8 protein-coding genes are annotated in these 13,242 nt (G+C 58.8%); 3 read left to right on the top strand and 5 right to left on the bottom strand.

Features of this window, described 5'->3' with window-relative positions:
- Window positions 1-9 precede the first annotated feature (9 nt).
- A complete protein-coding gene (locus tag DBV10_RS14650; RefSeq protein ID WP_124514353.1) occupies window positions 10-3,150 on the top strand; it encodes a type I restriction endonuclease subunit R in 3,141 nt (1,046 codons plus the stop codon).
- Window positions 3,151-3,287: 137 nt separating this feature from the next.
- Window positions 3,288-4,373: a DUF4184 family protein gene (locus DBV10_RS14645; RefSeq protein WP_370451175.1), complete on the top strand. Its 1,086-nt coding sequence runs from the start codon at window positions 3,288-3,290 to the stop codon at window positions 4,371-4,373.
- 131 nt (window positions 4,374-4,504) lie between these two features.
- Here DBV10_RS14645 and DBV10_RS14640 read toward each other — a convergent pair whose 3' ends face one another.
- Together DBV10_RS14640 and DBV10_RS14635 are read right to left on the bottom strand one after the other, a co-directional pair.
- On the bottom strand, window positions 4,505-6,415 hold the full coding sequence (locus tag DBV10_RS14640) for a tetratricopeptide repeat protein (RefSeq protein ID WP_124514351.1): 1,911 nt from the start codon (window positions 6,413-6,415) through the stop codon (window positions 4,505-4,507).
- On the bottom strand, window positions 6,412-9,237 hold the full coding sequence (locus tag DBV10_RS14635; protein WP_124514350.1) for an AAA family ATPase: 2,826 nt from the start codon (window positions 9,235-9,237) through the stop codon (window positions 6,412-6,414). Before DBV10_RS14635 ends, DBV10_RS14640 begins: the two co-directional genes overlap by 4 nt.
- Window positions 9,238-9,462: 225 nt before the next feature.
- On the opposite strand from DBV10_RS14635, the gene DBV10_RS14630 reads away from it, so the two are divergent.
- Entirely contained in the window at window positions 9,463-9,774 is a 312-nt protein-coding gene (locus tag DBV10_RS14630; protein WP_124514349.1) for a transposase, read from the top strand.
- Window positions 9,775-9,914: 140 nt separating this feature from the next.
- Here DBV10_RS14630 and DBV10_RS14625 read toward each other — a convergent pair whose 3' ends face one another.
- The 3 genes from DBV10_RS14625 to DBV10_RS14615 form a co-directional block, all read right to left on the bottom strand.
- On the bottom strand, window positions 9,915-10,940 hold the full coding sequence (locus DBV10_RS14625) for a phage capsid protein (RefSeq protein WP_124514348.1): 1,026 nt from the start codon (window positions 10,938-10,940) through the stop codon (window positions 9,915-9,917).
- A 111-nt stretch (window positions 10,941-11,051) separates the two neighbouring features.
- On the bottom strand, window positions 11,052-12,080 hold the full coding sequence (locus DBV10_RS14620; protein ID WP_124514347.1) for a YqaJ viral recombinase family protein: 1,029 nt from the start codon (window positions 12,078-12,080) through the stop codon (window positions 11,052-11,054).
- 140 nt (window positions 12,081-12,220) lie between these two features.
- Window positions 12,221-13,195 carry a DUF932 domain-containing protein gene (locus DBV10_RS14615; RefSeq protein ID WP_121506776.1) on the bottom strand — a complete coding sequence of 325 codons (975 nt, stop codon included), beginning with the start codon at window positions 13,193-13,195 and terminating at the stop codon, window positions 12,221-12,223.
- Window positions 13,196-13,242 lie beyond the last annotated feature (47 nt).

The raw sequence follows: 13,242 nt of genomic DNA, 5'->3' as shown, positions 1-13,242 counted from the left end.
GGGTAAGGGATGGCACTGCACAACGAAATCCAGTTCGAGCTCGACATTTGCAACCACTTGACCGCCAATGGCTGGTTGTATGGAGCACCAGGCAGCGAAGGCGATGCCAGTGGCTACGACACCCCTCGCGCACTCTTCCCGGCCGACTTGCTGACTTGGATTCAAGCCACACAGCCCGCTGCTTGGGATTCTCTTTCCAAGACCCACGGCAGCTCTGCCGAAGCCATGCTGCTCGACCGCCTGCGCAAGGCGTTGGACGAGCGCGGCACCCTGGAAGTGTTGCGGGTGGGTATCGATATGCTGGGGCTCAAAGTCCCCTTGAAGCTCGCCCAGTTCAAGCCTGCGCTGGCGATGAATCCCGATTTGCAGTCCCGCTACGCAGCCAACCGCCTTCGCGTGGTGCGACAGTGCCGCACCAACCACGACGACATCATCGACCTGGTGCTGTTCCTGAACGGCATTCCTGTGGCCACAGCGGAGCTTAAAACCGATTTCACGCAGGACATCAATGCGGCTGTAGACCAGTACCGCTTTGACCGCCTTCCCAAACCCAAAGGCAAGAACACCACAGAACCTTTGCTGGACTTCCCTCGCGGCGCATTGGTGCACTTTGCGGTCAGCAACCGCGCGGTGATGATGACCACCAAGCTGCAAGGGCCTGCCACCTATTTCCTGCCCTTCAACCTGGGTGATCAGGGTGGTGCGGGCAATCCGGCCAACCCCCACGGCCACCGAACTGCGTACTTGTGGGAGCAGGTGTGGCAGCGAGACAGTTGGCTGGAGATTCTGGGACGCTACCTCGTGACCCAACGGGATGCCAAGAAGAAGATCAAAGCCATTCTGTTCCCACGCTTCCACCAACTCGACGCGACGCGGGCATTGGTTCGGGCCGTGATCGCCGAAGGTCCGGGCCATAAGTACCTGATCCAACACAGTGCGGGTTCGGGCAAGACCAATTCCATTGCCTGGACAGCCCATTTCCTGGCGGATCTGCACGACGCCCAGAACAACAAGGTATTCAGCACGGTGCTGGTGGTCAGTGACCGCAACGTGCTCGACGCCCAGTTGCAAGAGGCCATCTTTGATTTCGAGCGGACGGCTGGCGTGGTGGCCACCATCAAGGGAGAGAGCGCCAGTAAAAGCGGTGAACTGGCAACTGCCCTGTCAGGTAGCAAGAAGATTGTGGTCTGCACCATCCAGACCTTCCCTTTTGCACTCAAGGCGGTACAGGAACTGGCCGCGACCCAAGGCAAGCGCTTTGCCGTCATAGCCGATGAAGCGCACAGCAGCCAGACTGGCGAGGCAGCATCCAAGCTCAAACAGCTCCTGAGCTCTGAGGAGCTCAAGGAACTGGCTGATGGTGGAGAAGTCAGTACGGAAGATTTGCTGGCGATCCAGATGGCGGCACGAGCTGGGCAGGACGCTGGCATCACCTATGTGGCTTTCACCGCCACTCCCAAGGCGAAGACCCTGGAGTTGTTTGGACGCAGACCGAATCCAGATCAGCCCGCAGGCCCGGGCAATCTACCTGCTGCGTTTCACGTCTATTCGATGCGCCAGGCCATCGAAGAGGGTTTCATCCTAGATGTCCTCAAGAACTACACCCCCTACAAGCTGGCTTTCAAGCTTGCCCACAATGGTCAAGAGTGGGATGAAAAATCCGTAGAGCGCAATGAGGCCATGAAAGGCCTTATGCGCTGGGTGCGTCTTCACCCCTACAACGTCAGCCAGAAGGTGGCGGTTGTGGTGGAGCATTTTCGTGAAAACGTACAGCCGCTCCTGAACGGAAATGCCAAAGCGATGGTGGTGGTAGGCAGCCGCGTTGAAGCCGTACGCTGGAAGCTGGCGATAGACAAGTACATCAACGACTACGGCTACAGACTCGACTCGCTGGTGGCCTTCTCTGGCGAGGTCAACGACCCGGACTGCACGCCCGATCCTGTCACCGAAGTCAGTGCCAAGCTCAATCCCAATCTCAAGGGGCGGGATATCCGCGATGCCTTTGCAACGGATGAGTACCAGATTCTGCTCGTCGCGAACAAATTCCAGACGGGGTTTGACCAGCCGCTGCTGTGCGGCATGTACGTAGACAAGCGTTTGGCGGGCATCCAAGCCGTGCAAACGTTGAGCAGGTTGAATCGCGCCTACAACGGCCCCCATGGGCTCAAAGACACGACCTACATCCTCGACTTCGTCAATGACCCCGATGAAGTTCTCGCCGCTTTTCAGACGTACTACGAAACAGCCGAGTTGGCGGGCGTCACAGACCCCCATTTGATCTACGACCTGCGCGCCAAACTGGACGGCAGCGGGCACTACGATGAATATGAAGTGGATCGCGTGGCCGTCGTGGAGCTCAATCCCAACGCGTCGCAATCGATGTTGGTCGCAGCCATAGAGCCTGTGGCGGACAGACTGCTCAAGCGGTACAAGGCAGCGCATCAAATTTTCGTCGCTGAAGAGTCCAAGAAGCCCGGCAGTGCAGAGGCCAAGGCAGCCAAAGATGAGCTCAACGCCTTGACCCTTTTCAAGCGCGACCTGGGAACTTTCGTTCGTGTGTACGCATTCCTCAGCCAAATGTTTGACTATGGAAACACCGCCATAGAGAAGCGGGCCATCTTCTTCAAACGCCTACTGCCCCTGCTGGACTTTGGCCGCGAGCGCGAAGGAGTTGACCTATCCAAGGTCGCCCTCACCCACCACAAGCTCAAAGAGCTTGGCAAGCGCGATCTCCCGCTGGATGAGGAAAGCGATACCGACACGAAGCTCAAGCCGCTGACGGACACAGGCGGCGGCGAGGTGCAGGAGCCCCTGAAGGTGAAGCTCTCTGAAATCCTGTCCAAGGTGAATGATCTGTTCGAGGGAGAACTCACGGACGACGACAAACTCGTCTATGTGAACAACGTCCTCAAGGGCAAGTTGCTCGAATCTGACCTGCTGCACCAGCAGGCCATGAACAACACCAAGGAGCAATTTGCAAATTCACCCGACCTGGCCAGCGAAATCATGAACGCCATCATGGATGCACTAGCAGCCCACGGAAGCATGAGCAAACAGGCACTGGGGTCAGACCGTGTCCGAACCGGACTCAAGGATGTTTTGCTGGGGCCTGCGGGGTTGTATGAGGCATTGAGGGAGCGTGGAGCGTAGTCCCTGCCCTACTGCTCATGAAGAACGGGTCATGTAGAAGCAAAAAAATAGCAAATGTGATTGCCTCAGCTCCGGACAGCCTTGGAACATCTTAAAGAATCACAGCAGATCAGCTAGACAACCTACCGGAGGATAAATTGCCCTTCACCCCATTGCACATGGGTGCCGTGCTCATCGTCAAGCCAAGCCTGGACCAACGGATTAGCCTGATCGCGTTTGGCCTTGCCCAAATCGCGATGGACTTGGAGCCTGGCATCCGCATGCTCATCGGCGCTGACGGGGTGCTTCACGGCATGACCCATACGATTCTTGGCGCGCTGATCATTGCCGCGGCGGTTGTCCTTATGGCACCGCCGATAGGACTTCTGATTCTGAAACGATGGAACAAGGAGGCCACGTACTACAAGCAGAAATGGCTAGTTCAGTCTGGGGTGATGACCAGAATATCCGTGGTGACAGGTGCCCTGTTTGGCACCTTGAGCCATGTGGCGCTAGACAGTCTTATCCATCAAGACATCCAGCCTCTGTTTCCATTTTCGCGAGCCAATCCGATGTTGGGACTACTTTCTCACGATACCGTCTACTTATTGTGCTTCCTGGCTGTAGCCTTAGGATTGATCGCCTGGGTCATCGCTAGGTGGAGATCCAGCAGGACTCTCGCTGATCGAATGCCCGCGCACGATCCAGTCAGTGTTTCTTCCGGGTTCTGGAAGACTTGGACATGGGATTTACGTTCCACCTGGTTCTGGATGCTGCTTTTTGCAGCAACGCCAGGTGTACTCTACGGGGCCTCTTTGTTTGCAATCTTGGCGCTAGTAGCGGCGTTGCTTCTGCATGTACCCCGCTCAAGATCGCGCATCTCAAACAAGGGTGGATCCGCAAAGGAAAATCTGAAGCGTCTGTCGATTGCGGTATTGATCCCCACTGTCACGCTAGCCTACGTCTTCACGGTCGACAAGCAGATCCCCAAATACGCCATGCCGATAGTTAAGGCCATCGAATCGTTCCGCGCTGAGGAAGGCCACTACCCCCCCACGCTTGAAGCACTGCGACCAGGATATCTGGTAAAGGTACCAAGCGTAAGAGCAACGGTGTTTCAGCCGCAGATCAGATACCGCGTGACCGACGGCAAGCCCTACCTCGCGATTCCCTCAGCCTATGGCGATGCATTTGCGGCCCATGAATATGACTTCAGTGCCAACGCTTGGGTTCATTACCAATAATTCATGCAAAGCGGCTCGTGATCCAGACGGTTATCAGTGGCTTACCTGATGATCTGCCCAGGGCTGGCGCCATGCCGGGCTAACACCGACAAAAACTTGGGCCTGCGATACGATGCCCAAGCGTCCTTTGGTCACAAACTAGACCCAGGCAATGCGTCAAGCGCAATCGCCTTCCAGCCCCAACTCCGGTGCTTCTTGTTGAAGTTGAGAATGGCCGTTCCGGCGACTTTCTGACCGTCCAAGAGTTGGCATTCAACAACCAACGGCGGGGGGATAAAGATGTCGCTGTCGGTGAATCCCATGCCGTTGGACAGGCGTACGGCCTCGTTGAATTCCTTGCGGACCTGGGGAGCTGGTCTCTCCTGCGTCGCCTCGGCATGCAGCACCCTGTACATCGTCCCCTTGTCTGTCGACCGTTTCGAGACCTTCACCGCGATCGCATCGCCTTCCTTGAAGGGACCGGGTAACTCGGCCAGGGGAATGACGCCGTCAATCGTCCGGTCGACGATGAAGTGCAGGACCTGCCTTTCCTTATTCACTTGATAGACAACGCCGACCCTCCTGGGAAAGATATCCCATCTGGCTTGGATGGGCCGGGCCTCCAGCGCATAGATCTGGAACCGCTTTTTCTCGTTGAACTCTCCCTTAACCTGCAGGCCATCGCCGATCGCCATGGCCTTGTGACCTAATTTCCATTCGGGGATGCTGGCTTCCAGCGGATCAGACTGCGTCTTGATAAAAATCTTGCGCTTGGGTTTGTTTTCCATGCCCGGGATAACAAAGCGGTCGCCGAGGTTGGCCTCGATCCAAGGCAACTGGCTCAGCAATAGTGTTTCGGCTGCGCCTGCATGCTCCCTGTAGTAATCGGCATTGGATGCGTTGGCAAGCGTGGATGCAAACCACGGCTGCGAAGCGATCCGTTCAGCGGCTTCGGGAACCCGTTGTCCCTCCCTCTCCTTCTGGCGCAAGACCGTCTCGACCTCCAACTTAGCTGCTGGAAAGTCATGCGTCTCGATCATGGATTGCGCGAGCTTGAGTCGGACTTTCCCTGTGAACTTGTCGTCGGCAGGACAGCACAAGGCCTTGCAATAGCAGCCCAGCGCAGCGGCGGGGTCGGTGAGGGCCACGATGTCGCCCAACAACTCCCAGGCCCAGTATTCGTTGGCTTTGGCCTTGGTGACCGCCATACCGAAAGCCAGCGCATCGTCATGCCGACCCAGGCCCAGGAGTCCCTTGGCCTTGTCTAACTTCAACCAGACGTTGTCCGGGAACCGCTCGATGGCCGCATCGAGGTAGGGCAGGATGTAGTTCAGGTCCTGGGCGTCTCCAGACGCTGCGGCTTCCTTGCCGGCCTGCTGAATGACTTTCTCTGCCAAGGACGGGTACTCCTTGCCGTCCTCTGCACGTTGGCGCTGGTAATCGTCGGCCCGCAGGTGCTGTAGGTCCCACAACGGCAAGAACTTCAGAAGGTTCAGCCTTTCCTGGCTGGCTAATTTCGCCGCCAGTTGAAGGAAGCAGGTGTGCAGCAGCGAAGGCTTCTCCACGTCCAGCTTGAGGTAGTCATGCAGGTTGCGCCTGATGGCACTGAAATCGACCGCTTCGGTGTCCAGCAACTGCTTGGCGTGACGATACAGATCCCATCCCAGATTGGTCTGGACCTGTGATTCGAGCGGGCCGAGCCTGCCTGCCTGCCGATACAGGGTCACCGCTTGCGCATGCTGCCCCTGTTTGCTCAGGGTCGAGGCCTGCTTGATCAACTGACCATTTGGGCTGCACAACAGCAGTGCGTTGCGGATCCCCTTCTGTAACACCTCATCGTCGGCAGCCACTTGGAGGCCCTCCAACTGGCGCCGGTAATGTTCCAGGTTCTCAGGGTGCCCTGCCTGCGCGTCACGTTTGATGAGGTCTACCAGGCACCATCCCAGCGCCTTGCGGTCCCATTCGTCCACCTCGGGCGAAGCCATCAACTGCAGCGCCAACTGGTACGCCTCGTCGATGGCTCCTTCCTTGCGCTTGGCAAACACGTCCTTGCTGGTGGTCATGCCCGCACCCCTTGCGTCAGCAATACGCCCACCTCACCCACCAAGGTGCCTGGCGAGCATGCGGTTGCCAGGGGCGCGCATTTCCCGATCTGACCTTTTCCGTTGTACCAAACGTCGTAGACAGCGACTTCACCCCATCGGGTGAACGTGTAGCGCAAGGACCATTGCTGCTCCATGACGGTGCGGATGACGATGCCAGCCTCAACGCACAACTCCGTCACTTTCCGGTGAAAATCATTGAGAAAGGGCTCGGAAAAGCTCTTTTCGCCCACCGCGCCACTCGCGACGGAATCCAGTGGCAACCCCTTCAGCGGCATCAGTAAGTTGACCAATTCAGAACTCAGTTCTGTCAGCAAAGGGGCGACGACATGGGTCACCTTGCATTTGCCGCTGTAGCCGATATTGACCCGAGCCAGTTCGACGCCACGCTTGAACACATAGGCTTCTTGGTACTGGTGGTGCTGGATGCTGTCGATCACGATGGCTGTCAGCTCGATGCTTTTGCGGACTGCGGCCAGCAGCGCCCACAAGAAAGTCGCGCTGTTGGGGATACCGAACGCACCCTCGACGCCCTGCAGGTCTGGAGCTGAACTCTGGGCAGCGCCAGTGGAGGGCGCAGGCGCACTGGTCGGCACCGAATTGGACACTCCAGGTGCAGCGACCACGCCAAGGCCAGGGTTCGAAACGAGTACGGAATCGCTCCAAGGCGTGAGGTTCGGCGGATCGAGTAGGTAGAGGTGTCCTGCCGTGCGGGTAATGGCCGTATAGAACCAGCGAAAGTAGTCGGAAGTCAACTGGCTCATGTGGCTCTTGCACTTGACGAACACATGGTTCCACTCACTGCCCTGGGCCTTGTGGCAGGTGATCGCGTAACCGAACTTGAGTCGCAAGGCATTGAAGTAGGGATCGGATTTCAGTGCGTGCTTGAACTCCACGCTCTTCCTAGGCAGGTCGGAGCTGCGGATACAGAAATCCAGGTAGAGCGCCTTGTTCTGGTCCGAAGAGAGGTTGGTCTCCTTGTTGTACAGGAGGTCTTCCAGGATCTTGGCTCGGAAGAAGTGTGACAGTCCGTCGAGGTCCTTGAAGCCGATCTCCACATCCCGGAACGTCAAGGGGACCTGGATTTCCTCGACGCGCTCGGTGTCCGGGGCCTTGCGCTTCAATGTGACGGTGCGCAGCTCCGGTTCGCCAAGCACCTGGCGGACCAACCCGAAATCGCCGTTGGAGATGAACAACCCATAAGCATCGCTGTTCGAGACAGCCATCACCTTATCGCCGGCTATCAACTGCGCATGGCCCGGGAAAAAGTGCTCGCGGATTCTTCGGTTGTAGTCAGCGACATCTGAGTTGGAGTGGGCGATGATGATGGATTCTCCATTGATCTTGTGGCCGCACGACCCCAGGTAGCGGGCCATCAGATCCTTGTGCGTCACCTCCTCGATGTCTGGGTATCCGAAGTCAATCGACAGTCGGTTGAAGACGCCTTCTTGCAGCGATTGCCGCAGCGGAATCGCGTTGGCGATCACGCCGCTCTCGGACTTCTGCCGGACCACCTGCGTCAACTCGAAGCTCGTCGAACGTACATGGTGTTCACGTAGCAAGTAGTCTTCGTCCAGTGCAGGCGAAAAATTCATCCCCACCGGCGGTAGTTGTGCGTTGTCGCCAATGAAGATCACCTTCTTGCTGTGATCGTTGTGGTCCAGGTTGACGAACTTGAGAAAATCCCGCAAGAGGAAGCCGGTACCGAAACGGAAAAATTCCGCCTCCTGATACACGTCGGAAATCATCGACGCCTCGTCGATGATGTAGACCGTGTCCGCCGAGAGATTGTTCACGCGCAACTGCGCGTAGAACTTGAACGTCTCCGTGCCCTCCTCCTCATCGTCGCGGTACTCGGCGATGTCCTCGAACGAGTAGATAGTCTTGTGGATCGTGTACGCCTCAGACTTGGTCTTGCTGGCGATCACCTTAGATGCCTTCCCTGTCGGTGCAGCCAGGATGAAGTTGCGCCCGATGGCACGGAAATACTCCGTCAAGCCCTTCGTGATGAAGGTCTTGCCGGTGCCCGCGTAGCCCTTGAGGAGGAAGACGCTCTGCGCATCGCTGTCCAGGAACTCCTCGAGTCGATCCACCAGTGCGGACTGTCCATCACTCAGGTCGAACTCGGAAAACGCGTCGCGGATACCGATTTGCTGAGGGGGCGCTGCTGGCTTGAAGTTGATTGACATCGAGGCTTGCGTCGCGTCGGCCTTGAAATCCTGGATCCTTGCTTGGTCCAGCGATTGATAAAGGGAGGCGGCCTTATTCAGGGCCGGCTCCTCAGCGGCCGCCAGACGCGCCAGTTGCTCTTTGGCTTCTGCCAGTTTCCTGGCCAGCTCATCCGGTGCCTCGGTGGGCCTGGTTGCGGGTTCGGGTGGGCGGAAGGGCGGGTAGTGGCCGGATATGTCGCCGCTGTAGGTCTTGTAAAACCACTGGCCGACAAGATAGGCTTCCTCAATCAGGTACAGCGAGGTCTGCGAGTTCATCGACCGGCCATGGGCGGCCTTGTTCCCCAGCAGGCGAACGGCGTGCAGTTTCTGGAGAATGGTCGGACCTACGAGGTCCTGGAAGTCGGGCGACTTGAGCTTTTCAAAAAAACCATCGCCTGGATCGCTGGGAAGCCTCAGGTCTTGGAAGATGATGCCGACGAGCACCTCCGCAAAGCAGCGTAGTTTGATAACGGCAGTCTGGGGGTCGGAATACGCATAACCTTCCGCAAAACGGGCATGTTCATACAAGTTTGGCCAGCGCGACTGAAGCGGGCGGAAATTGCTTAATTCCATTGTTCTTATAGAGCAGTGATGAGTGAATGCTACTTGCTAATCGCCCACCGAATCGCCCCGGATTTGAACTGCCCCTCAGAAGCTGGACAAACTCCAAGGGGTTTCATGAAGAGGTACAAAACAGAGTCCAAGCTGGTAGTGGTTCAAAGCTTCTTGGCACGCGAAGGCGGCGCAAAGCTCTTGGCCCGACGGTGGTCGGTTCCCGAGGAGAAGGTCCGCACGTAGGTGAACCACCACAGCCTGCACGACTTCTACGGTTTGAGCCCCAAGCGCAGCACGTACAGTGCGCAACTCAAGTTGCAGGTGCTAGCTCATCAGAATCGCGAGCAGCGTTCCAGCCGTCAGATCGCGACGCTCTATGACATCCGCAATCCCAACCAGATCGTGGTCTGGCTCAATCCCGATCAAGGCGGCCTGCAGGAGCGTGAGAGCGGGAATGAAGAACAGCCCAAGATAAAGCCAAAACGACGCTCTGACGCACCATCCAGCCCGCCACCACATGCCATTGCAATAGATCCTGCTCGGGAAACCGCATAGCCGCGGCAAGCGGTGCGGAAAGATTCTAGGCGCGGCATCGCGTCCACGCCATGACCATCGGCTCCGTCTCCCACCGCAGCCCCGCCGTGTACACCTGCACCAACGGTGCAGATCGACCGGCGCGCAGCCTCTCTGCTTTGTCAGCCGCTGCCATGGCCCACCCCTGCATCCACAACCGATCCAGAGCGAGTTGCCCCGATGGGCGCCATGCCCTGAGCCTTCAGCCGTTCCCCCAGCTTGTGGCCGAGGTTGCGATGGAGGCCGGATTGCCTCTGTCCTGCGCTCTGTAGCTGCGATGGCCCGTGCCCGGCATCCTGAGGGCCCTGGTCCAGCCCATCTCCGGAACCTCCTTCCGTGTCCGGATAAAACTCCTCGACCACGGTAGCCCCGTCCTCCTCGGACTCCTCAAACTCCCCAAGCGCAAACCCGGCCCTTGCCGCTTCATCCAGCGCCACCTGGTCCATCCCCGCAGCCTTGCGCGCCTCCCATTCCGTCCGGGCGCGCTGGATGGCCTGCACCAGCGTGGTCTCCGCCCTGAGTGTGAGGTCCACGTAGTAGATCGGCGTGCGATGCGATAGCGTGGTGGACTTGCCGCGCAAACGCAGCTCCAGTGGCAAGGTGGACAGCATTCCACCGGACACCGCTTGGAAATACCGCAGCCGTGCCGAGAGCGTGCGAATGCTGTTGAACCCGGTGGTGCGCAGCACAAAGCTGCCCAGTTCATCACTCCCGGTTCCTTCCACATCGACACGCACATTCAAGCGCCCGTAGGGCTTGCAGTTGCCGCCTTCGGCCAATGGACAGGACTGTGGTGACGGGCATGCAAAGCTCTGCATCCCGGACAGGGTGGCCCGCTTGCAGGTTTCCCCGTTGCCCACACACAGGGGCCGTCCGCTGGCGCGGTCGAACATCGTGTAGTTGGCCCGCAGGCTGAGATGAGGATCGTCAAACAACAGGCGCACGGGAATGCTGCGCAGCTTGGTGTTCTTGTCCTTGCGCAACTGCTCATCGAGCGGGTGGTTTACCCAGCCATCGCGGTTTTGCACCTGGCTGGTGATTGTGAATTCGTCATCCTTCTCCGGCAAGCGCTTGCCGTTCTTCTCCACGACTTTGCCAATCGATATCCGGCCAATGACCGGGGGTGTCAATGCCAAACCTTTGAGCATGGTGGTTCCTTTCGAGACAAAAAGAAGCGGACCCCCACCGATGTGGTGGAGGTCCGCTGTGAGTGGTTGATGGGTATGCGATGTGGTGCTCTGCGGTCTGTTTAGCTCCAGCTACTGCTGCACCAGAAACCGCCGACTCCCTGGCTTGGTGAGTGGGTAGGCCTGTGCCAGCTCGGGCTGGTCCTTGAGCAACTGCGCGGTGTCCAGGGCAGTTCCGTCCTTGCTGCGTTTCCAGGACACTTCCCCAGTCTCGAATACCGCCCGTGTGGCTTCGCCCATGCGCTGCTGGATGCGTTGCTTGAGTTGAGCTTCCAGTGCGGTCTGGGCGGTGATGACCTCCCGCACCGCCAGCAGGTCAGAGAACACGGCTGACATCTCCAGGTCGCTGGAGAGATCCAGCGTGGTGCCACTGTCACGGGGATAGAGACAACGCAGAGCCAGGTCCGCAGAGTCCGAGCCATCGGCTGGGGGCTCCTGGTCCCGCTCCACATAGCCCCAGAACTGCTGCTCCAACTGGATGAGCTGAGCGATCATCTCGGCGTTCCGTTCGATCCGGAACACCTGCAGTTCCTGCCCGCCCATGAGCACGGCCACATCGGCGGCCAGCTTGCCGGTCACGGCCAGTTGGTGCATTACCTGCAGTTGCACATACTCGGGCACACCATCGCGCCACAGCCTGGCCCCGTTGATGCCAGCCGTCTTGCATTCCAGGATCTGGACATCCGGAGCGCCCATGACCTCCCGGTCGAGGTTCGCCAGCATCCAAGGATGTTCAGGGTGCTGCAGCACCGCATTGACCCGCCGCACCCGATTGCCCGTGCGCCGGGTGTAGTGCGCTGCCACGATGGGTTCGAGCAGGGTGCCCCAGTACATCGGGCTCTGGTCATCATTGGGATCGACCACGGGCAAACCGGCATCGCGCCCGGTCTTCTCCATCCACAGTTGCAGCTGGGACTTGTAGGGATGCAGGCCCACAGCGGCGGCAGCGTCGGAACTGCCAATACCGCCCTTGCGAACTTCCAGCCAATCGTCACGCTTGAGGGTGTTGGTCTTGACCAGCTTCAAAGCGGGTCGGGCCTTGGGAATTGCCGAGGAAGACGGTGAAGAAACGGAATCCGTATGAACAGAGGGTTGAGACATGGTGACTCCTTGGATGTAGAAACTCCCGCACAACAAAAAGCCCCGGTCCCATTCAAGGGCCGGGGCTTTGCTGCGGAAGGGGGGAAAGAAAGGAAGGAAGGCTCTTTTGCTTCGGCGCTTTGGACCGTTGAACTTGGCACTCACGAAGCCAACTGCAGCGCCTGCTCCAGCGCACGTTGCTTGAGGGCTGCGCCCTGGCCGAACCAGGCGCTGTCGAGCCGGTATTCCTGGCTGCGAGCGCGCCGCTCGTGGTCCACGAACTCGGTGACGGCGCACAGCAGGCCCCAAGCAGTTCCTTTGGCAGCCTGGAGTTCAGCACCGCGGCCCTGGCCCTCGTACATCGCCTGGACCTTCTTGAGGGCGCGCTCGTTCGTGAGACCCATGGCCTGATCGGCATGGGCATCCGTCTGGCACAGCACCTTGAGGAAGTAGTTCATGGACTCATGGCTCTTGACCTTGCGCTCCGAGAGCGTCTTCATGCGGTACATGAAGCTGTCCCATTGGGAGACTGCGATGCCCAACTGCTTCTTCACGGCCTGGGCATCAAAGGTCGTGCTGTGAGGCACCTTGATGGCGCTGGTGGCACCACTGAGGGCAATCGACAGGGTGTTGTTGCAGACCACCCGGATCGTGGTGGGCGTGGCGGTGGTGGCCAGGCTACCGTCGCAGGAGGTGGCGAGCAGCAGATAGCCGTTGACCACATCGTTGCCCTTGAGGGCCGAGGTCTTGCCCGTGCGGGCCAGTGCCCAGAACTTGCGCCCGGCCTTGAGAACACCAGCGGTCTCGAGCTCGTAGCCAGAGACCTCCGTGAGATCCCGGTAGAACTCCAGCACCTCCTTGGGCTGGACCACCTGGTAGCGGCCCGACACCACGGACAAGGGGGCCTTCGTATCGCTGCGGTACAGCACCTTCTGGTCGGGAAACTCCATGGCTTCGCCGTAGAGGTTGGAGCTGTCGTCGGTGGCGAGATACCGCACCGGGGTCTCCCGGATGTGCCATTGCATGCCAGCGGCCTGTGCCCAGACGTCGATGGGTTGTTTCTTGGGCAGTGCATTGCCCAGTTGATGCCAGGGGGTCTGGCCGACATGGGCCATGGTTTCGATGAGGTGGGACATGAGGTGCTTTCGAAGTGAAGATGGGAGAGATGGAGGAAAGAGCAGCG

This window comes from Acidovorax sp. FJL06, assembly GCF_003852545.1.
Lineage (GTDB): Bacteria > Pseudomonadota > Gammaproteobacteria > Burkholderiales > Burkholderiaceae_C > Acidovorax.
This window is presented reverse-complemented; position numbering and strand designations above follow the sequence as displayed.